Annotated in this window: 21 protein-coding genes; 13 read left to right on the top strand and 8 right to left on the bottom strand. The window is 74.2% G+C overall.

Features of this window, described 5'->3' with window-relative positions; genetic code table 11:
• Positions 1–214 precede the first annotated feature (214 nt).
• Positions 215–1381, top strand: coding sequence for a Rossmann-fold NAD(P)-binding domain-containing protein (locus LN042_RS12070; protein ID WP_230051146.1), 1167 nt, complete (start codon positions 215–217; stop codon positions 1379–1381).
• Between the two features lie 13 nt (positions 1382–1394).
• Here LN042_RS12070 and LN042_RS12065 read toward each other — a convergent pair whose 3' ends face one another.
• On the bottom strand, positions 1395–2009 hold the full coding sequence (locus LN042_RS12065) for a hypothetical protein (protein WP_230051145.1): 615 nt from the start codon (positions 2007–2009) through the stop codon (positions 1395–1397).
• Between the two features lie 233 nt (positions 2010–2242).
• Here LN042_RS12065 and LN042_RS12060 point away from each other — a divergent pair, with 233 nt between their 5' ends.
• From LN042_RS12060 to LN042_RS12050, 3 genes are all read left to right on the top strand, one after another.
• A complete protein-coding gene (locus tag LN042_RS12060; protein WP_230051144.1) occupies positions 2243–3106 on the top strand; it encodes a universal stress protein in 864 nt (287 codons plus the stop codon).
• 238 nt (positions 3107–3344) lie between these two features.
• On the top strand, positions 3345–5213 hold the full coding sequence (locus LN042_RS12055) for a transketolase (protein WP_230051143.1): 1869 nt from the start codon (positions 3345–3347) through the stop codon (positions 5211–5213).
• 301 nt (positions 5214–5514) lie between these two features.
• The gene (locus LN042_RS12050) at positions 5515–5871 is read left to right on the top strand and encodes a beta/gamma crystallin domain-containing protein (RefSeq protein ID WP_230051142.1); all 357 of its coding nucleotides are present in this window, start codon (positions 5515–5517) and stop codon (positions 5869–5871) included.
• Positions 5872–6008: 137 nt separating this feature from the next.
• Here the strand turns inward: LN042_RS12050 and LN042_RS12045 are convergent, their stop codons facing one another.
• Both LN042_RS12045 and LN042_RS12040 read right to left on the bottom strand, forming a co-directional pair.
• Positions 6009–7337: a cryptochrome/photolyase family protein gene (locus tag LN042_RS12045; protein WP_230051141.1), complete on the bottom strand. Its 1329-nt coding sequence runs from the start codon at positions 7335–7337 to the stop codon at positions 6009–6011.
• 258 nt (positions 7338–7595) lie between these two features.
• Positions 7596–7988 (bottom strand): nuclear transport factor 2 family protein, encoded by a 393-nt coding sequence (locus tag LN042_RS12040; RefSeq protein ID WP_230051140.1) that lies wholly within the window; start codon positions 7986–7988, stop codon positions 7596–7598.
• A gap of 111 nt (positions 7989–8099) precedes the next feature.
• Here LN042_RS12040 and LN042_RS12035 point away from each other — a divergent pair, with 111 nt between their 5' ends.
• Positions 8100–8606, top strand: coding sequence for a MarR family winged helix-turn-helix transcriptional regulator (locus tag LN042_RS12035; RefSeq protein ID WP_249800940.1), 507 nt, complete (start codon positions 8100–8102; stop codon positions 8604–8606).
• Positions 8607–8791: 185 nt separating this feature from the next.
• Here LN042_RS12035 and LN042_RS12030 read toward each other — a convergent pair whose 3' ends face one another.
• Positions 8792–9178, bottom strand: a complete 387-nt coding sequence (locus tag LN042_RS12030; protein ID WP_230051138.1) for a hypothetical protein — start codon at positions 9176–9178, stop codon at positions 8792–8794.
• A 215-nt stretch (positions 9179–9393) separates the two neighbouring features.
• Between LN042_RS12030 and LN042_RS12025 the strand changes: the two genes are divergently transcribed.
• Positions 9394–9915 carry a copper-binding protein gene (locus tag LN042_RS12025; protein WP_230051137.1) on the top strand — a complete coding sequence of 174 codons (522 nt, stop codon included), beginning with the start codon at positions 9394–9396 and terminating at the stop codon, positions 9913–9915.
• A 33-nt stretch (positions 9916–9948) separates the two neighbouring features.
• On the opposite strand, the gene LN042_RS12020 is transcribed toward LN042_RS12025, so the two are convergent.
• Positions 9949–10281, bottom strand: coding sequence for a DUF190 domain-containing protein (locus LN042_RS12020; RefSeq protein WP_230051265.1), 333 nt, complete (start codon positions 10279–10281; stop codon positions 9949–9951).
• A gap of 152 nt (positions 10282–10433) precedes the next feature.
• Between LN042_RS12020 and LN042_RS12015 the strand changes: the two genes are divergently transcribed.
• The gene (locus tag LN042_RS12015) at positions 10434–11567 is read left to right on the top strand and encodes an NHL repeat-containing protein (RefSeq protein ID WP_230051136.1); all 1134 of its coding nucleotides are present in this window, start codon (positions 10434–10436) and stop codon (positions 11565–11567) included.
• A gap of 90 nt (positions 11568–11657) precedes the next feature.
• Here the strand turns inward: LN042_RS12015 and LN042_RS12010 are convergent, their stop codons facing one another.
• A complete protein-coding gene (locus tag LN042_RS12010; RefSeq protein ID WP_230051135.1) occupies positions 11658–12512 on the bottom strand; it encodes a UbiA family prenyltransferase in 855 nt (284 codons plus the stop codon).
• Between the two features lie 98 nt (positions 12513–12610).
• Here LN042_RS12010 and LN042_RS12005 point away from each other — a divergent pair, with 98 nt between their 5' ends.
• The 5 genes from LN042_RS12005 (at position 12611) to LN042_RS11985 (ending at position 16583) form a co-directional block, all read left to right on the top strand.
• Positions 12611–13687, top strand: a complete 1077-nt coding sequence (locus tag LN042_RS12005) for a type III polyketide synthase (RefSeq protein WP_230051134.1) — start codon at positions 12611–12613, stop codon at positions 13685–13687.
• Positions 13688–13693: 6 nt separating this feature from the next.
• Positions 13694–14209 (top strand): isoprenylcysteine carboxyl methyltransferase family protein, encoded by a 516-nt coding sequence (locus LN042_RS12000; RefSeq protein WP_230051133.1) that lies wholly within the window; start codon positions 13694–13696, stop codon positions 14207–14209.
• Complete coding sequence (locus LN042_RS11995) at positions 14206–15219, top strand: NAD(P)/FAD-dependent oxidoreductase (protein WP_230051132.1); 1014 nt, start codon at positions 14206–14208, stop codon at positions 15217–15219. Before LN042_RS12000 ends, LN042_RS11995 begins: the two co-directional genes overlap by 4 nt.
• A 196-nt stretch (positions 15220–15415) precedes the next feature.
• Positions 15416–15883, top strand: a complete 468-nt coding sequence (locus tag LN042_RS11990) for a hypothetical protein (RefSeq protein WP_230051131.1) — start codon at positions 15416–15418, stop codon at positions 15881–15883.
• A 163-nt stretch (positions 15884–16046) separates the two neighbouring features.
• Complete coding sequence (locus tag LN042_RS11985; RefSeq protein WP_230051130.1) at positions 16047–16583, top strand: ester cyclase; 537 nt, start codon at positions 16047–16049, stop codon at positions 16581–16583.
• Positions 16584–16662: 79 nt separating this feature from the next.
• Here LN042_RS11985 and LN042_RS11980 read toward each other — a convergent pair whose 3' ends face one another.
• Together LN042_RS11980 and LN042_RS11970 are read right to left on the bottom strand one after the other, a co-directional pair.
• The gene (locus LN042_RS11980; protein WP_230051129.1) at positions 16663–16824 is read right to left on the bottom strand and encodes a YqaE/Pmp3 family membrane protein; all 162 of its coding nucleotides are present in this window, start codon (positions 16822–16824) and stop codon (positions 16663–16665) included.
• Between the two features lie 433 nt (positions 16825–17257).
• On the bottom strand, positions 17258–18028 hold the full coding sequence (locus tag LN042_RS11970) for a maleylpyruvate isomerase N-terminal domain-containing protein (RefSeq protein WP_230051128.1): 771 nt from the start codon (positions 18026–18028) through the stop codon (positions 17258–17260).
• Positions 18029–18163: 135 nt separating this feature from the next.
• Between LN042_RS11970 and LN042_RS11965 the strand changes: the two genes are divergently transcribed.
• Positions 18164–18568: a DoxX family protein gene (locus tag LN042_RS11965; protein ID WP_230051127.1), complete on the top strand. Its 405-nt coding sequence runs from the start codon at positions 18164–18166 to the stop codon at positions 18566–18568.
• Positions 18569–18570 lie beyond the last annotated feature (2 nt).

Genomic DNA, 18570 nt, shown 5'->3' with positions numbered 1-18570 from the left:
CCCGGCTCCCTGCACCGAACCGCTCAACGGACCGAACCGCCCAGCGGACCGAACCGCCCAGCGGAAGCGGAACGAGCCGCGCCACGGCCGCCGAGCAGCGTCCTACGGTCGAGTATCCGGTCGCCCCGTCAGGGGTCGCAAACGCAACATACTGGTCGTGTAGGCGTGCGTGCGCAATCGCCGCACGGCCGTCGTGCAGGGTGGTGACCTGGTGATGGCTGCGACAACAGTGGGTGTGCTCCGCGAGACCGCGCCGGGCGAGCGGCGCGTGGCCCTGGTGCCCGACCTCGTGCCGGACCTGAGCCGGCTGGGCTTCACGGTGCTGCTGGAGCGCGGCGCCGGCGCCCGGGCCGGGCACCACGACGAGGCGTACGCCGCCGTCGGTGCGGAGCCGGTGGCGCACACCGAGTTGCTGAACCGCGCCGATGTGCTGCTCGGCGTCCAGGCGCCCGGTGCCGACCCCGCCCGGGAGCTGCACCCGGGGCAGTTGCTCGTCGCGCTGCTCCGGCCGACCCGGATCCCGCGACTGGTGCGGCGCTGGGCGGACGACGGGATCAACTCGATCGGCCTCGACCTGGCGCCGGCCGGGCTGCCCTCGGCCTACCCCATGGACGCGGCCGCGTCCCAGGCCCGGATCACCGGCTATCAGGCGGTGCTGCTCGCGGCCGTTCGGCTGGGGCGCTGCCTGCCGCCCTGGGGCGCCGCGGACGCACTCTTCGCGCCCGTCCGGGTGCTGGTGGCGGGTGCCGGCCATGCGGGTCTCCAGGCGATCGACACCGCGCGTCGACTCGGCGCACAGGTCCGCGTCGTGGAGCCGCGCAGCGCCGAGCGCGCCGAGGTGCTCGCCCTCGGTGCCGAGTTGCTGGACCTGCCGGGGTTCCATCCGGTGGCTGACGACGCCGGGCTGCGGGAGTTGCTCGACCACGAGCTGTCCGCGCTGCGTGACGGGCTGGCCGAGGCCGTGGTCCGGCACGACCTGGTCCTGACCGAGGTCCGGCCGCCGGGTCGGGAGCCGCCGCGCGTGCTGGACACGGCGGCCGTCGCCCGGATGCCGTCGGGTTCGGTGCTGGTCGATCTCGCGGCCGACGCGGGGACCGCCGACATCGAGGGCGCGGAGCCGGGCAGGACGACCCTGGTGGGTGACGGGATCACGGTGATCGGCGCCGGCGACCTCGCGGTCCAGGTGCCCGTCACCGCTTCACTGGCCTACGCGCACAACGCGGTGGCCCTCCTCACCCACCTGACCCGGGGCGGGTCACTCGTGCTCGACCCGGCCGACCCCGTCCAGGACGCGATGCTGGTGACCCACCGGCGGTCGGTGCGGCACGCGGCCACCTGGCAGTTGCTCCTCGACGAGGCCGCGGTGGCCGGCCTGCCGTGACACGGGTGCGGCGTCAGGTGCGGCCGCGCCCGAACAGCACCGCGTGGCGGGCGATGGCGGCGGCGTGCTCCGCGCACTGCTGGTAGTAGCAGGACAGCAGCGCGACGTCGGCGGCCTCGCCGGACGCGACCGGCGACGGATCGAGGAGCAGCAGCTCGTACAACAGTCGCTGCCGCCGCGCCACGTCGTGCAGGTCCGACAGGAGGTCCGCCACACCGACGGCACCGCCGTCCTCCAGCACCGCCGCTGACCTGGTCAGCAAGGCGAGGGCGGTGTCCGCCAGCCCTCGCAGCGGCACCCCCACCCGCTCCGGGAGCGGCTCGCTGTCCCGGCGCGACCAGGCCACCTGCAGCAGCCGCTCGGCCAGCCGCCCGAGGCCCTCCACCGCCGTTCCCACGTGGACGCCGACCACGACCGCCGACGGCTCCGCCGATGTGGTCGCGGCGTCGTCCTCGACGCGCCCGCGCAGTTCGGCCAGCGCCTTCTCGGCGGCCGGCACGCCGTCACTGGCACCGCCCGGCTCCATCAGCGCCGCGGTCGCTCCGCCCAGCGCCGTCCGCGCCAGCCGGACCAGTGCGGCCAACTCACCGATCAGTGCGCGGTACTTCCTGACATCGATGCCGGACATGGTCGGCTCCCGTCGCCTCGCGCCCGCTGCGGCAAACGTGCACGGTCCCATCCTCGCCCATGGCCGGCCCGCCCACCTCGCGTACCGAGACGGAGGCCGGCGACGCCACCCGCTGAGCCGATCGGCCCTGGTCCGTCCGGTGCGACTCGGTCGTCGTACGGGCCATGAGCGCCGTGCCGCTCCTGCGACCGGGGAGCCTGGGCGACAAGGACGACCGCTCTGGAGGCGCACCCGTGAACGACTCGATCATCGCCGGATACGACTGCTCGGACGCGAGCCGGGCAGCCACCGACTGGGCCGCGCGCGAGGCGGGTCTGCGGGGTCTGCCGTTGGAGCTCCTCCAGGCCTGGCCCTGGCCCCCCGGCCGCCCACTCGGGACCGGGCAGGCCGAGCGCTGGGGGCGCGAGCAACTGGCCGTGCGCGCGGACCAGATCCGCACCGCCCACCCCGGGCTGGAGGTGCGCGCGCACCACACCGCGCAGGACGCCGTCGGTCTGCTGCTGGCCGCGGGCGACCGGGCCGCCCTGCTAGTGCTGGGTTCACGCGGCCTGGGCGCGCTGCGCGGCTTCCTGGTCGGTTCGGTGAGCCAGCAGGTGCTCGTCCGCGCGGCCTGCCCGGTGGTGCTGGTACGGAACCCGGCGGACGGGCAACCGGAACCGGACACCGCCGGCCGGGACGTCATGGTGGGGCTCGATCCGGCCCGTCCGTGCGACTGCGTGCTCGGCTTCGCCTTCGAGGCCGCGGCCCTGCGCCAGGCCCCGCTCACCGCGGTCCACGCCTGGTCACCACCGGCCGGCACCGAGCACATGTCCTTCGGCGCGATCGGCGGTCTGGAGGACCAGCTCGCCGCCACCGAACGGCAGCGGCTGGACGACGCCCTGGCGCCCTGGCTCGACCGCTACCCCGACGTTCCCGTGGCGGCCGAGTCGCTGCGCGGCCACGCCGGGATCACGCTCGTCGACGCGGCGGCCCGGACCGACCTGCTGGTCGTCGGCGCCCGCCACCGGCGCGGCCCGCTGGGGGCGCACCTGGGGCCGGTGACCCATGCCGTCCTCCACCACGTGCGCAGCCCGGTGGTCGTCGTGCCGACCCGCTGACGCGCGTCCGATCGGAACGGCACCCGGACGCGGCAGGCGGTTCGCCCGGGGCTCGCCCTCGCGGTCCGGCCGGCCCTGCCTCCGGCGCGATCGGGTGTTCACCGGGACCGAACCGCCGGCTGACCGGGCAGGGCACCGGCCATCGGAGCGGATGCCCACCACCTCGCGATAGCCGCGGGCGGCGAACGGGGACCCCTCCCGGCAGCCCAGGCGCCCCGATGTGAAAGGCCAGCTCACGATGACCGTGCAGTCCACCGCCCTCGGCCCCGACAGCGACCTGAACCAGGTCTTCCAACTCGCCCAGCAGCTGCGCGTGGACTCCGTCCGCGCCAGCACCTCGGCCGGCTCCGGGCACCCCACCTCCAGCCTCTCCGCGGCCGATCTGATGGCCGTCCTGATGACCCGCCACCTGCGCTACGACTGGGACGCACCCGACAACCCGGCCGGCGACCACCTGATCTTCTCCAAGGGCCACGCCTCCCCGCTGCTGTACGCGATGTTCAGGGCCGCCGGCGTCATCACCGACGACGAGCTGATGACGACCTACCGCCGCTTCGGCCGGCGGCTGCAGGGCCACCCCACGCCCGTGCTGCCCTGGGTCGACCTGGCCACCGGCTCCCTCGGCCAGGGCATCGCCTACGCCGTGGGCATCGCCCTGGCCGGCCGCGACCTCGAGAACCGGGACTTCCGCGTCTGGGTGCTGTGCGGGGACAGCGAGATGACGGAAGGCTCCGTCTGGGAGGCCCTCGACAAGGCCGGCCGGCACGGCCTCGCCAATTTCACCGCGATCATCGACGTCAACCGCCTCGGCCAGAGCGGCCCCACCGAACTGCAGTGGGACACCGACGCCTACGCCCGCCGTGTGGAGGCCTTCGGTTGCCGCGCCCTGGTCATCGACGGGCACGACCTCAACGCCGTGGACCAGGCCCTGACCGCCGCCGCCGACGGCACCGCCCCCACCGTCATCGTCGCCAGGACCGTCAAGGGCCAGGGCGTCACGGAGGTCGCCGACAAGGACGGCTGGCACGGCAAGCCGCTGCCCCCGGACATGGCCGAGCGCGCCGTCGCCGAACTCGGCGGCCGGCGCGACCTGCGGGTGCGCGGCCCCCAGCCGCCCGCCGACGCTCCCGTCCCCGTGCCCCCGGCGCCCGTGGTCGAGCTGCCGCGCTTCGACGTCGGCGACAAGGTCGCCACCCGCGTCGCCTTCGGCAAGGCCCTCGCGGCCCTCGGCGACCGCCCCGAGGTGGTCGCCCTGGACGCCGAGGTCGGCAACTCCACGCACGCCGAGGACTTCGAGAAGGCCCACCCCGAGCGGTACTTCCAGATCTACATCGCCGAACAGCAGATGGTCGCCAGTGCCGTCGGCCTGGCCGTGCGGGGCTACCACCCGTACGCCACCACCTTCGCCGCGTTCCTCACCCGCGCCCACGACTTCATCCGGATGGCCGCGGTCTCCGAGATCACCATGGCCCTGTGCGGCACCCACAGCGGCGTGGAGATCGGCGCCGACGGGCCTTCGCAGATGGGCCTCGAAGACCTCGCCATGATGCGCGCCGTCCGCGGGTCCACCGTCCTCTACCCCGCCGACGCCACCTGCGCGGCCGCCCTCACCGCCGCCATGGCCGACCTGCCCGGCATCTCCTACCTGCGCACCACCCGCGGCGCGTACCCCGTCCTGTACGCCGCCGGCGAGGAGTTCCCCGTCGGCGGGTCCAAGACCCCACGACTCAGCGACCACGACCAGGTCACCCTCATCGGCGCCGGAGTCACCCTCCACGAGTGCCTCGCCGCCGCCGACCTGCTCGCCGCCGACGGCATCACCGCCCGCGTCATCGACCTCTACTCCGTCAAGCCCGTGGACACCGAGACCCTCGTCCGGGCGGCCCGGGAGACCGGAGCGCTCGTCATCGCCGAGGACCACCACCCGGAGGGCGGTGTCGGCGAAGCCGTGCTCTCCGCGCTCAACACCGCCGGAGCCCACCCGGCCGTCACCCACCTCGCCGTCACCGGCCTCCCCGGCTCCGGCACCACCGACGAACTGCTCGACGCCGCCGGCATCTCCCGCGCCCGGATCGCCCGTGCGGCCCGCGCCCTGGCCGGGCGCTGAGCCGCAGCCCCACCGGGGCTCGTACCGGTGGACCGGACCGGCTCACCGCCGCTCGCGCCACGATCGGGTGATGCTTCGACCCGGCGGTTCGCAGTCGGAGTGTTGCGTCCGGACGGGCGACCGTGGTCGCTAGTTTGGCTCACGGTCCTCCGGTCGCGGTCTCGGCAGGCGCAACCGTGGGGGCCGGTCGGAAGCGTGCGGGCGGCCCTCTGCCGGCTCGACCGCGCACGCACCGTTCCGTCATGACGCGACGTCACCGACAGGCCGGGCCGTGCGCCGGCCTTCGCACCAAGGAGAATCCGTGATCTCGAAAAGCAAGCGGGCCGTCCGTTCCATGGCCGTCGCGTTCGCCGCGGCCGCCACGTTGACCGTCGGCGTGCCCAGCGGTCCCGCCGTCGCGATCGACCACGTGCAGTGCGTCGGGGGGCGGGATGACTTCCTGAAGATCTGGTCGCACCTCGACGGCCGCGACAGCGTCGACTGCTACGCGAACGGCGGAAGGACCGACTTCGGCGGCTGGTGGGTCGACCGGATCTCCACGGGCAACAACGACCTGATCTACTACGACGCCAACGGTGACTCGGTGAAGATCGAGCGCTGGCACGACATCACCTTCCCGAACCGCCCGCCGAAGGTCGTGTCCATCCAGATCGTGTGACGGCCCGGCACCCCGTTGCCGGACGGCCGGCTGGTCGCGCCCGTGCGGGCGTGGCCAGCACCGGCGGACCCGGCGGAGTCGGCCGTACGGTCGTCATCGCCGCGATCGGCCGCGACCGGTACCGGCCCGGCGAGCACTCATACCAGCGCGCGGCCGCGGCCGAGCCTGCCGGACAGCGAGGCTGGATCGATGAGCGGCGCGGGGTAGTCCGGGCGGTCGGAGGTGAGCAGCCAGGGCCGGTGGACGGCGGGGCCGGGCAGGTGCGCCAGTTCGGGGATCCAGCGGCGCACATAGGCACCGTCGGGGTCGTAACGGTCGGCCTGGCGCAGCGGGTTGAGGACACGGTTGGGCCGGGTGTCGGTCCCGGTGCCGGCCACCCACTGCCAGTTGAGCTGGTTGTTGGCGATGTCGCCGTCGACCAGGAGTTCCAGGAAGTGCGCGGCGCCGATCCGCCAGTCGTGGTAGAGGGACTTGGTGAGGAAGGACGCGGTGAGCAGCCGGGCGCGGTTGTGCATCCAGCCCTCGGCGGCGAGTTGGCGCATGCCGGCGTCGACGATCGGGTAGCCGGTCCTGCCCTCGCGCCAGGCCTGTGCCTCGGCCTCGTCCGCGTACCAGCGGTCGGACTTGGTGCGGTAGTCCGCGTGGGCCGCGTCGGGCCGGGCGGCGAGGACCTGGTGGTGGAAGTCCCGCCAGGCCAGCTGGCGGACGAAGGCCTCGGCGCCCGCGCCGCCGTGCCGGGTGGCCGCGGCGACCAGTTCACGGGCCGACAGGCAGCCGAAGTGCAGGTAGGGCGACAGGTGCGAGGTGCCGTCGGCCGCGAGGTCGTCGTGCTGCTCGTGGTAGGCGTCGGGGCTCCAGTGCTGCCAGGCCCGGCGCGCGGCGCTCTCCCCTCCGTTCGGCAACCGGGGCGAGGTCGGCCGGACTTGGGGCAGCTCGGCGCTGTGCAGCGAGGGCGGCGTGGTCAACCGGCGCGGTGCGGGTAGCAGGGTGCCGGGTCGGGTCCGCGACCAGGCGCGGAAGTAGGGGGTGAAGACGGCGTAGTGGTCCTTGCCGGTGGGGGTGATCCGGCCGGCCGGAACGGCGTTGAGTGAGCCGTCGTGCACCACCAGGCGCGTGCCGAGCCGTCGGCGCAGTGCCGCCTCCCGGCGCTGGGCGAAGCCGGACACTCCACTGGCCAGGTGCACGCTCGCGGCGCCGGCCTGCTCGGCGACGCGCACGACCTCCGCCACGACGGGCCCTCGGCGCAGGACGAGCCGGCCGCCGATCCGCGCCAGCGAGCGGTCGAGGTCGGCCAGGCAGTCGGCGAGGAACGCCAGCCGGTTGGGCGCCGCGAACCCGGCGTCGGCGACGGCGGGGTCGAGGACGAAGAGCGGCACCACCTGCGCGGCGGCTGCGGCCGCCGCGTGCAGCGCGGGGTTGTCGTGCAGGCGCAGGTCCTGCGTGAACAGGACGATCGACGTGGTCATCGGCGGCTCCCGGGGGTCGAAGGAGGTCGAGCGCGGCCCTCCCCCGCAAGGAGAACGAGCGACCACCGGCGGTGGAAGCGGCCGGGACCAGGTGATCGTGCCGGGAGCCGAAGGCCGCCGGATGACCGTGTCCCCGTGCGGATGCCGTCGCCGTCCCCGTGCGGATGCCGTCGCCACGGCGGTGACCACCGGGGCCTGGTCGGTCCCGGTGGTCCCGGCGGGAGGACGTCCACCGCCCTCCCGCGCCGGGGCGGGTGCCTACCGGGCGCTGCCGAGGTTCCGGTCGCCGTCGGCGCCGTGGAGCATCAGGGTGGTCTCCTCGATCCGGCGGAACCGCCCGTCGGGGGCGAACTCGCCGAAGAGGTAGACCTCCATCCGGACGACGGACCCATCGGTCTTGGTGACGTTCACCGTGTGCCGGTCGGCGTACCGGTGCCCGTCCACGAACTCCTCGTGCACCTCGACCGAGCCGTCGGCCACGACCGTGCGCAGGTGGGCGATGTGGGCGAGGAAGCCCTGCCGGTCGGCCCAGCTGCCGTCGGTGCGCTGGCGGTAGTCGGGGGCGAAGTGCCGGTCGGCGGCCTCGTCCAGGTCGAGCCCAGGGGTGAGGAGCAGGTCGGTGAGGGCGGTGCTGATGTCGGTGCGGTTCATGTTGGTCCTTCCGCTTCGCATGCGGGTACGTGAGCAAGATATGCGTGCCTGAAGCACGCTTTCGACTCTACCGTACGAAGCGTGTTCGGCGCACGCTAATCTGCAGGGGTGATGAATGAGACCGGACACGACATCGCGGACGCACTGGGGCTCCTGCTGCGGCGAACCACCCGCGCCCACCTGTACAGCCTGCTCACCGAGGGACTGGGCGAGGCTGTCGACGAACTCACCTATCCGGTGTTCAGCGGTCTGGCGCGCACCGGTCCGTGCAGCGCCGCCGACCTCGGCCGCGAGGTCGGCCTCGACCGCTCGACCATCACCCGGCGCGCCGACCGGCTGGAACACGCCGGCCTGCTGCGGCGCGAGCCGGACCCGGCCGACGGCCGCGCGACCCTGCTCGCGCTCACCGACGAGGGGCAGGGCCTGGTGGCGGCCACCAGGCGGCGCCTGGCGGATCACATCGAGGGCTCGCTCGCCTCCTGGCCCCAGGAGGAGGCCCGGACCTTCGCCCGGCTGCTGCGGCGGTTCGTCGACGAGGGGCTCCTCGCCGCCGGCGAACCGGAGCACCCCGCCGCCCCAGGGCAGGGCCGGCGGGGTGCGGTTGACGCCGGTCGATAGCCGGCCGCCGCCACGTTCGCGGAAGTCCTGGCCAACGGGGGGCCGCTGGCGCCTCGTCACCCGCGAGGGCGCCCGGGTCCGGCCGAGCCGGCCCGCCGGTGGCGGATCAGCGCGGAGAAGCCGCTCGTGGAACCACTGCGCCACCGCGAGATCCGCACCCGCTGGGCACAGGCCCGAACCTGCCGTCAGCGCACGGGTGACACGGTGACGTGGTGCTGCGGGTCGGTCGGGTACTGGGGGTCGACGGGGACCTGTGCGGGTGTCGGCGTGGCTGCGGGCGCGGGGGCCGGTGGCGTGGTACCCGGGGCTGCCGGTGGTGCCGTGGCCGGGGTGTCCGCGTCCGTGGGAGCGGCACCGCTCGGCCCGCCGGTCGGGGAGGCGGCGCCGGCCGACGGTAGCGCGCTGCTCGGCCCGCCCGTGACGGCGGCGGACGGCGACGGTGCGGTCGCCGTGGGGGAAGCGGCGCCGGCGGGCGGCTCGGGACGGGCCGGGTGCTGGGAGGAGCCACAGGCGGCCAGGGCACCCGTCAACAGGGCTGCCAGGGCGGTCAGTACGGCGCGGTGTCGGTTCATCAACGCTCTTCCGGGGCGCATCGGGCTTGCTTCGGTTGCGACTTGGACCGTAGCGGGTGGCGATCGGTTCCCACTCGTCGGGTGGGGGAAGGTGCGCCGCCGGCCCGGCCCGATGGCACCCTTCGGTTCGCCGGTGGAGCCCTCGGTTCACCGGTGCTGGCTGATCGGGTGGATGGTTCCGGGCGAGCGAGTGTCGCGGCCGGATTCCCGTCCGGATGCCCCAGGCTCGTACCCACGAGGAGGCGATGACCATGACCGCCGTGCGCCGCTCCAGCTCCGTCATCCCTGCCACCCTGCTGGCGCTCGCCCTGCTGGCCACCGCGACGGCGTGCTCCAGCGGCAAGGCCCCGGCTGCGGGGAGCGGCAGCCCCACGGCCGGCGGACAGGGGACGACCGTGACAGTGACCGAGAAGGAGTACTCCCTCGGCCTGTCGCAGACGCAGTTCACGCCCGGCAGCTACACGTTCGTCGCCGACAACGCCGGAACGGTCGCCCATGCGCTGGCCATCTCGGGCCCTGGCGTCTCCCTGACGCAGACGCCGACCATCTCCCCCGGCGGCAAAGCGCAGTTCACCGTCACGCTCCAGCAGGGCGGTTACGAGCTGTGGTGCCCTGTCGACAGCCACAAGGCCCTCGGCATGGACACCCACATCCAGGTCGGCGCGGCCGGCTCCGCTTCACCGACCGCCGGCGGCGCCGCCACGACCAGCAGCGGCACGACCGGCGGCGGCTACTGAGCACCGCGGCACCGGGGGCGGACAGCGGTCGCTTCACCCGCGCCCGTCGGCGGGGCCGATGCGGTGCGCGACGACCTCCACCCGGTCCAGGGTGATCAGCCCCTGGGTGACGACCTCCTCGGCCTGCGGGAGGAAGTCACGGATGCGCTGCTCCTCGTCGATGATCACGACGGCGACGGGGAGGTCCTCTGCGAGGTCGAGCAGTCGGGCGGTGTGGATGAGGGACGTCGAGCCGAAGCCCTCGATGCCGTGGAAGACGCTCGCCCCCGCCAGGCCCGCACGGTGGGCGCGCTGGACGATCTCACTGAAGACCGGATGGTGCTGGTACTGGTCCGCCTCGCCGAGGTAGACGGTCATCCGCAGCATCGGCCCGAAGAGCGGCGCTCTGGGCTCACGCTCCGGAGCGGGCTCCTCGTGGTGGCGGTGGATCAGCGGGCTCATCGCGCACCTACTCCTCGCAGGTGGTCGGCAGTCGTGTCATCGCCGATGGTAATAGAACGTGTACTTATCGTGTTTTCATGTGCACCCACTCCCTGCCTGCGGTCGGCCGCGGGCTGACCTCACTTGCGGTGGCCCTCGCCATCGGAACGGCGGCCGCGGCCGCGCCCGCCTCGGCCGTCTCCGACGGGGCCTTCCTCGACCATCTGACCACCATCGACCAGGTCGCCTCGACCGTTCCGGCCAACGGCGACGTGAACCCCTACGGCACCGCCGTCATCGAGCACGACGAAGGTGAGCTGCACCAGGGCAACGTACTGGTCAGCAACTTCAACAACGCCCAGAACCAGCAGGGCACCGGCACCACGCTGGTGCAGGTCAGCCCGCGGGGCAAGGCGACGGTCTTCTCCCGGATCGACCCCGCCCACCTGCCCGGGCGGTGCCCCGGCGGAGTCGGCCTCACCACCGCGCTGAGCATCCTGCCCGGCGGCTGGGTGGTGGTCGGCAGCCTGCCCACCAGCGACGGCACCTCGGCGACCGCCAAGGCCGGCTGCCTGCTGGTGCTCGACAGCCACGGCAGGGTCCGGGAGACCTTTGCCGACCAGGGCATCAACGGCCCCTGGGACATGACGGCCGTCAGCCGCGAGGGCCACACCGACCTGTTCGTCACCAATGTGCTCAACGGCACGGTGAAGGGTGGCGGCAACGAAGTGGACCGGGGCACGGTGCTGCGCGTCACCCTGGAACAGCACGGTGACGAGCCGCCGCGGCGGGTGAGGACCACCGAGATCGGCTCCGGCTTCGCCCAGAAGACCGACCCGAACGCCCTGGTGATCGGCCCGACCGGCGTGGGCCTCGGCGAGGACGACACGCTCTACGTCGCCGACACCGTGAAGAACCGGATCACCGCCATCCCGCACGCCCTCGACCGCGAGGACAGCGCCGGCACTGGACGGGTCGTCAGCGCCGACAAGCACCTCAACGGCCCGCTCGGCCTGGCCATCGCCCCGAACGGCAACATCCTCACCGTCAACGGCGGCGACGGGTACATCGTCGAGACCACCCCGCGTGGCGACCAGGTGGCCCGGCGGCTGCTCGACAAGAGCGGCAACCCGCCCGGCGCGGGGGCACTGTTCGGCTTGGCGGTCGACCAGGACCGCGACGCCGTCTACTTCGTCGACGACGCCACCAACACCCTCAACGTGCTGCACTGAGCCGGAGCACCTGCTCCGCCGAGCCGTAGCAGGGCAGTCGGGCTCCCCGGGCCGCGCCGGCCGGGGAGCCCGCACTCGCACGGCCTCCACTCAGCGCAGGACGGCGCCCCGCATCACCATGAGGGCCAGGTCGAGGGCGCTGAGGGCGATGGTGAGCAGGAACGGCAGGCGGCCGGCCGGGCGCCGGGCTCCCGCGAGTGCGGCGGTCGCGGCGAGTCCGGTCGCCGCGACCAGCCCGGTCCAGCCCACCGCTCCGGGTGGGCCGGGCGGGCCGAGGACGAGCGTGGCGGAGGCCGCGAGCAGGGTGAGGGCGGCCAGGCCGCGGCTGCGGGTGCGTCCCAGCCGGTGGGGGAAGCCGCGGACTCCGCAGGCCAGGTCGGCCTCCAGGTCCGGCAGCACGTTGGTGAGGTGCGCGCCGACGCCGAGCAGCGCTCCGGCCGCGAGCAGCCACGCCGGTGGCCATGGCCGGCCGGGCAGACCGAGGGTGACGAAGGCGGGCAGCAGCGCGAACGCCAGCGCGTAGGGGGCCCAGGACCAGCGGGTGCGTTTGAGGAACGCGTTGTAGGCCAGCGCCGCCGCCACCGCCACGAGGTGCGCGGATCCCGCCGCGGCGCCGCCGGCGAGGGAGAGCGGTACACAGGCCGCACCCGCCGCGCAGGCCGCCGCCGCGGCGGCCGGGGGCGCCAAGGTGCCGACGGCGAGCGGCTTGTCGCGCCGCCCGGCGCGGACGTCGCGCCTGACATCGATGAGGTCGTTGCTCCAGCCGACGCAGAGCTGGCCGCTGAGTACGGCGAGCGCCACCAGCAGGCACCCGGCCCGGCCGCGCCCCACGGCCGCGGCGAGCGCCGTGGCCATCGCGCTGACGGCGACGGCCGGGACGGGGTGGGCGGCCAGCAGCAGCGCGGCCGGCGGGCCGACCCGACGCGGCACGGCTTCGGTGGGCATTCGTCGATGCTAGGCCGGTCCGCGCCGAAGGAGCGTCAGCCGCGCCCGGCCGAGCGGCGTACCGCGCAAACGCCGACCCCGACACCTAGCATGTCCGAATGACCCGGATCGTCGCGGTTCACGGAGTCCTGCCTCCGCACAGGTACCCGCAGGAGGAGATCACGGACATGGTCGGCTCGTCCTGCCGGCTGCCGCGTGGCGACCGGGCGCTGCTGGAGCGCGTCCACGCCTCGGCCGGTGTGAGGGGGCGTCACCTCGTGCTCCCCCTGGAACGCTACGCCGGGCTGGACGGCTTCGGGGCGCGCAACGAGGCGTTCCTGGCGGCGGCGATGGAACTCGGCCGCGACGCCGTCCGGGGTGCCCTCGACCAGGCGGGTCTCGCGGCATCCGAGATCGATCTGGTGGTCTCCACCTCGGTGACCGGCATCGCCGCACCGTCGCTGGAGGCGCGCCTGGCCACGGCGCTGGGCCTGCGACCGGACGTGAAGCGGGTGCCCGTCTTCGGCCTCGGCTGCGTCGCGGGCGCCGCCGGTCTGGCCCGGCTCCACGACTACCTCGTCGGGCACCCGGGAGAGACGGCGCTGCTCCTCTCGGTCGAGCTGTGCTCGCTCACGCTGCAGCGCACCGACCCCTCCATGCAGAACCTGGTCGCCTCGGCGCTGTTCGGTGACGGCGCCGCCGCTGCCGTGGCCGTCGGATCGCGCCCCCGCGGCAGCCGCGACGGCGACCCCGCTCCGGGCGGCCCGCGGATCGTCGCGACGCGCAGCCACCTCTTCCCCGGCACGGAGGAACTGCTGGGCTGGTCCATCGGCGACACCGGCTTCCACATCATGCTCGGCGCGGATCTGCCCGACCTGGTCCGGCGTCAGCTCGGCGGCGTGGTGGGCGGTTTCCTCGCCGACCACGACGTCAAGACCGCGGACGTGACCGCGTGGATCTGCCACCCGGGCGGCCCCAAGGTCCTGGACGCCGTGCGCGAGGCCCTGGACCTGCCCGCACGCGGTCTGGAACTCACCTGGCGCTCCCTCGCCGAGGTCGGCAACCTGTCGTCGGCGTCGGTGCTCCACATCCTGCGCGACACCCTCGCGTTGCGGCCGCCGCTCCCCGGGACGCCCGGGCTGCTGCTGGCGATGGGGCCCGGCTTCTGCGTCGAACTCGTCCTGCTGCGCTGGTAGCCGCCGATGAACCCCTACTCGATCCTGATCCTCCTGGTCGCCCTGGAGCGTCTCGCGGAGCTGGTCACCGCCCAGCGGCACGCCCGTTGGAGCCGAGCCCGCGGCGGCGTGGAGCACGGCGCCGGCCACTATCCGGTGATGGTCGCCCTGCACACCGGCCTGCTCGCCGGCTGCCTACTGGAGGCCGCACTGCCGCACCGGCCGTTCCTGCCCTGGCTCGGCTGGCCCGCCCTCGCGGCCACCCTGCTGGCCCAGGCGCTGCGCTGGTGGTGCATCAGCACGCTCGGGCCGCGGTGGAACACCCGGGTGATCGTGGTCCCCGGCCTGCCGCTGGTGGACCGTGGCCCGTACCGGTGGCTGCGGCACCCCAACTACCTCGCCGTGATCCTCGAAGGCGTGGCGCTGCCGCTGGTCCACACCGCCTGGCTCACCGCCGGACTGTTCACCCTGCTCAACGTCCCCCTGCTGGTCACCCGGGTGCGCTGCGAGAACGCCGCCCTGGCGCCGGCGGCATCCGGGTGATCGACCTCCTGGTGGCCGGGGGCGGCCCCGCCGGCCTCGCCACCGCCATCCACGCCGCACGCGCCGGACTGGAGGTCGTCGTCGCCGAACCGCGCCCGACGCCGATCGACAAGGCCTGCGGCGAGGGCCTGATGCCGCACGGCGCGCAGGCCCTGGCCGGACTCGGCGTCCAGCTCACGGGACGGCCGCTGCACGGCATCCGCTACCTGGACGGCCGGTACCAGGCCGAGGCCCGGTTCCGCGGCGAGCCGGGGCAGGGGGTTCGGCGCACCGATCTGCACACCGCCCTCGCCGACCGGGCCCGCCGGCTCGGCGTCCGCGTGCTGCCGGTGCGGCTGGACGGCGTGCGCCAGGACGGCTCGTCGGTGCGGGCGGCAGGGCTGCGAGCCAGGTACCTGGCCGCCGCGGACGGCCTCCACTCACCGATCAGGCGCGCTCTCGGCCTCGACCTGCCGGTGGCCGGCCCCCGGCGCCACGGACTGCGCAGGCACTTCGCGGTCGCCCCGTGGTCCGACTGCGTCGAGGTCCACTGGTCGCCGTCGGCCGAGGCCTACGTCACGCCGCTCGCGGCCGAGCTGGTCGGCGTCGCCGTGCTGAGTTCCCGCCGCGGCTCCTTCGACCAGCACCTCGCCGCCTTCCCCGCCCTGCTCGACCGGCTGCCCTCCGCAGCGGCGGGCCCGGTCCGGGGCGCGGGACCGATGCGGCAGCGGGCGCGGTCCCGGGTGGCCGGACGGGTGCTGCTGGTGGGCGACGCGGCCGGATACGTCGACGCGCTGACCGGTGAGGGCCTCTCCCTCGCCCTGGCCGGCGCGGCAGCCCTGGTGGACTGCGTCCGTTCCGACCGCCCCGAGGCCTACGAGCGGGCCTGGCGCGGGGCCACCCGTCGCCACCGCGCGCTCACCCACGCGTTGCTGTGGACACGGGGGCGGGCGGCGCTGGCACCGTACATCGTCCCGGCCGCGGCGCACCTGCCGCCGCTCTTCGCCGCGCTGGTCAACCGGCTCTCCTGAGCACGGAGCCGGTCAACCGGCTCTCCCGAGCGCAGTGCCGGTCAACCGGCTCTCCCGAGCACAGTGCCGGTCAACCGGCTGTGCTCAGCACGCGGTCAGTGAACCGGTCCTCGGGCCGGTGCGTACGGAACGGAGAACAGCCCCGCCGGCCCCGGGCACCCGCCGGGACTCCACCCGCGGAGAGGAGGCGCCCCCCGTGGCCGCCACCACCACACCCGTTCATGCCCTCGGACGCCGCCGGCCGCACACCGGCGCCGCACTGTGGCTGCTGAGCCTGCTCACCGCGGCCGGGCTGGCCGTCGACTCCTACGTGCACGCCGACCTCGCCGCTGCCTACGACCCGATCAAGGCCACCGTCAGCCAGGGCGACCTCTTCCGCGCCGAGGCCGGGGCTGCGGCTCTCGCGGCACTGCTCGTGCTCACGCTGCGACGCCGACCGTTCGCCTGGCTGTTCGCCTTCGCCGTGGCCTGCGCGGGCGTCGCAGCCGTGCTGGTGTACCGCTACACCGCCATCGGCGCCATCGGCCCGCTGCCGAACATGCACGAAACGTTCTGGTTCCCCGAGAAGACCGCGTCAGCCATCGCCGAGGGCGTTGCCGCCGCCACCGCCCTGGCCGGGCTCCTGCTCAGCCGGCACCTCCTGGTGAGGGCCGCCGACCACTGAGAGCCGACCACCCGTCCTGGGACAGCCCGGGCCCGAGGGCACCCGTCGGTGGACCCTCCGGCGACACGTGCGGCGAGGTGGCGCCACCGCGAGTGCCGCGCGACGCTGGAGGAGGCCCTGGATCCGGCGACGGATCACCGCCGACCACCGCTCGGAGGACGTCATGAGCGCTCCCAGCTCTTCGACCGCGCCCGTGGACATCGCCCGCAGCGCGGCCGATGCCCTCGACGCCGGCGACCTGGACCGGTACGACGAACTCGTCCACGACGACGCCGTCTTCGAGATCCTGCCCTTCGGGGAGCAGCACGGCCGAGTCGCCGTCCGCGGGTTCTTCGAGGAAGTCCGGAGCGCCATGCCGAACTTCTCGTTGACCACCGAGGCGGTGACGGGAGACGACCGGCGCGCGGCCGTCGAGTGGCGGATCCGGGGCACGTTCAACGGCGGCCCGTTCCAGGGACTCACGCCGAACGGGCGCGAGTTCGACCTCCGGGGCATCGACTTCATGGAGGTCGACTCCGGTCGGATCCGGCATGACCGGACAGCCTTCGACGGTGCCGAGTGGGCCCGCCAGCTCGGGCTGCTGCCACAGCGCGGCTCGGCGACCGAGAACGCGGTGGTGACCGCCTTCAACCTGAAGACGCAGGCCATGGAGTGGTGGCAGGAGCGCACGCACGCGCGGCACCACGACGGCCACCGCTGAGCGGACTTCCGCAGTAGCCGTTCAGGAGGCGTCCCTCAACCAGACATCGCGGGCTGCCTTTTGACGCTCCGTCAGTCGGTCAGTCCTTCACCACCTGGTAGATGCCGTAGATGACGCCCGGTACGTGGCCCAGGAGTTGGAGCAGGAAGGCCCAGAGCACCTTGATGGTCGGTCCCTCCTTGATCAGCACGGCCAGCCACGGCAGCACCAGGCAGAGCAGTACGAGCAGCACTGTGATCACGGTCGTCCTCACTTCCGGTCGACAGGACCCACACCTCCATCCTCGCGCTGCGGCACCGCAGGCGCCCCCCGGCCCGGCGCCGGCGGCGGACCAGCGGCGCCGGCGGTGTCGGCGGCAGGCCGGCGGCGGCACGGCAGCGCCGACCGGAGCGGACACGGCACACCCGATCCCCGCCGCGCCCGCTCGGTCCGCACCGGTCAGACCCTGAAGCAGGTCGCCGAGTCGGCGGACGCCTCCTCGGGCGGCGCACCGAGCTGACCCGTGAGCGGAGCCGTCGCCACCATCGCCGACCGGCTGGCCGAACCCGACCCGTGGCACGCCGCACCGCACCGTGACCGCCCCCTGGCAGCGGCCCGGCGCAGGCTCGACGGTCTCTGACAGGCCGGCGCCCCGGCAGCGGGAACCGGCGAGGTGCCCCGCCTGTTCCCGGGCATCAGTAGCCGCCCAGCAGCGTCCGCACCCGGCGCAGGGCCTCCGGTCCCGCATCGCTGTGCCAGCGGGACGGGTCCGCGGGGCGCCGGCCCCACAGCAGCAGTAGCCGGGTGGCGGCATCGCTCTCGATGCTGGCCGGCCCCTCGGGGGTCGCGAACCGGATGCTGCTGCCGTCGGCGCCGGCGGACACCACGATGTCGTCGGTGCCCGGGCTGCGCAGGCGCCCCTCGACCGCCTCCCCCGGCCCCAGATCGAGCTGCGCCGCGCCCCTGACCAGCAGCGGTCGGCCGACGGAGAGCACACTGTGCTCGGTCATCCAGGGCTCGTGGAGGGCTGCCACCGCCGTCGGGTCGTCCCCGGTCAGGTCCCAGCGGTGCATGATCAGCTCCTCGCGCATGTGCTCCGCGAAGAACGGCACCGTCACGGTCCGCCCGGTCCAGCCGATCTCCGTCCGCGGGTGGAGGTCGGTCGCCGCGGCCTCGGTGACCTCGGCCAGTTCCGCGCAGCGGGCGGCGAAGGCGGCCCAGAGCTCGGCGTCGGACATCCGCCGGTACGGGGCCTCGCGCTCGAAGCCGCGGGTCTGCACCGGGTCTCCCTCCAGGAAGGCCCGGAGCACGCGGGCGAGCTCCTCCGCGTTGCCCGCCTGGTGGACCAGCACGTCGCGCACCGTCCACGCCTCGCACCAGGTGCCGTCATCGGGGCGCCGCTCCTGCACCGCGCGCTGGAACGGGACCAGTTCGGGCAGCGTGTCGATGACCTTGGCCGTATTCACGGGCCATGGGTATCCAGCCCCGGCCCGGGTCCAAACCGGCGGGCCCCGATCGGCGGGCAACGCGGGACCGGGTTGGTCGGTGTGGCGTCGCAAGCCGGGGTGGTTGAACCCGCACGCATCGGATAGGCGCTCCGCATGTTCATCGTCACGACCTGCGCGCGCCCCTTGTTGGCCTCGATGTTCCTGGCCGGCGGGGCCGACGCGATCCGCAACCCCGAGCGCTTGGCGCCGGCCGCACGGCCGGTGGTCGAGAAGGTCGCCGGTCTGCCCGGAGTGCCGCAGAACGTCAGCAACGCGGTCCGGCTGAACGGCAGTGTCCAGGTGGCCGCCGGCACGCTGCTCGCACTCGGGCGGCTGCCTCGGCTGTCGGCGGCCGTCCTGGCGGGCACGCTGCTGCCGGTCACCTGGGCCGGGCACCGGTTCTGGGAGATCGAGGACGATCAGGAGCGAGCGCAGCAGCGCGTCCACTTCCTCAAGAACCTCTCGATGCTCGGTGGGCTGCTGACCGCCGCGGCCGACCGCCACCCGGCACGGCACTGACC

Source organism: Kitasatospora humi (assembly GCF_020907985.1).
In the GTDB taxonomy this organism is placed as follows: Bacteria; Actinomycetota; Actinomycetes; order Streptomycetales; family Streptomycetaceae; genus Kitasatospora; species Kitasatospora humi.
This window is presented reverse-complemented; position numbering and strand designations above follow the sequence as displayed.

Bases quoted from the DNA above. Each gene is read 5' to 3' on its own strand.
- LN042_RS12015 (WP_230051136.1), top strand. From the start codon at position 10,434: ATGTGCACCCACTCCCTGCCTGCGGTCGGCCGCGGGCTGACCTCACTT.
- LN042_RS12025 (WP_230051137.1), top strand. From the start codon at position 9,394: ATGCCCCAGGCTCGTACCCACGAGGAGGCGATGACCATGACCGCCGTG.
- LN042_RS12030 (WP_230051138.1), bottom strand. From the start codon at position 9,178: ATGAACCGACACCGCGCCGTACTGACCGCCCTGGCAGCCCTGTTGACG.
- LN042_RS11985 (WP_230051130.1), top strand. From the start codon at position 16,047: ATGAGCGCTCCCAGCTCTTCGACCGCGCCCGTGGACATCGCCCGCAGC.
- LN042_RS12005 (WP_230051134.1), top strand. From the start codon at position 12,611: ATGACCCGGATCGTCGCGGTTCACGGAGTCCTGCCTCCGCACAGGTAC.
- LN042_RS12010 (WP_230051135.1), bottom strand. From the start codon at position 12,512: ATGCCCACCGAAGCCGTGCCGCGTCGGGTCGGCCCGCCGGCCGCGCTG.
- LN042_RS12020 (WP_230051265.1), bottom strand. From the start codon at position 10,281: ATGCTGCGGATGACCGTCTACCTCGGCGAGGCGGACCAGTACCAGCAC.
- LN042_RS12035 (WP_249800940.1), top strand. From the start codon at position 8,100: ATGAATGAGACCGGACACGACATCGCGGACGCACTGGGGCTCCTGCTG.
- LN042_RS12055 (WP_230051143.1), top strand. From the start codon at position 3,345: ATGACCGTGCAGTCCACCGCCCTCGGCCCCGACAGCGACCTGAACCAG.
- LN042_RS12000 (WP_230051133.1), top strand. From the start codon at position 13,694: ATGAACCCCTACTCGATCCTGATCCTCCTGGTCGCCCTGGAGCGTCTC.
- LN042_RS12065 (WP_230051145.1), bottom strand. From the start codon at position 2,009: ATGTCCGGCATCGATGTCAGGAAGTACCGCGCACTGATCGGTGAGTTG.
- LN042_RS12070 (WP_230051146.1), top strand. From the start codon at position 215: ATGGCTGCGACAACAGTGGGTGTGCTCCGCGAGACCGCGCCGGGCGAG.
- LN042_RS12045 (WP_230051141.1), bottom strand. From the start codon at position 7,337: ATGACCACGTCGATCGTCCTGTTCACGCAGGACCTGCGCCTGCACGAC.
- LN042_RS12040 (WP_230051140.1), bottom strand. From the start codon at position 7,988: ATGAACCGCACCGACATCAGCACCGCCCTCACCGACCTGCTCCTCACC.
- LN042_RS11965 (WP_230051127.1), top strand. From the start codon at position 18,164: ATGTTCATCGTCACGACCTGCGCGCGCCCCTTGTTGGCCTCGATGTTC.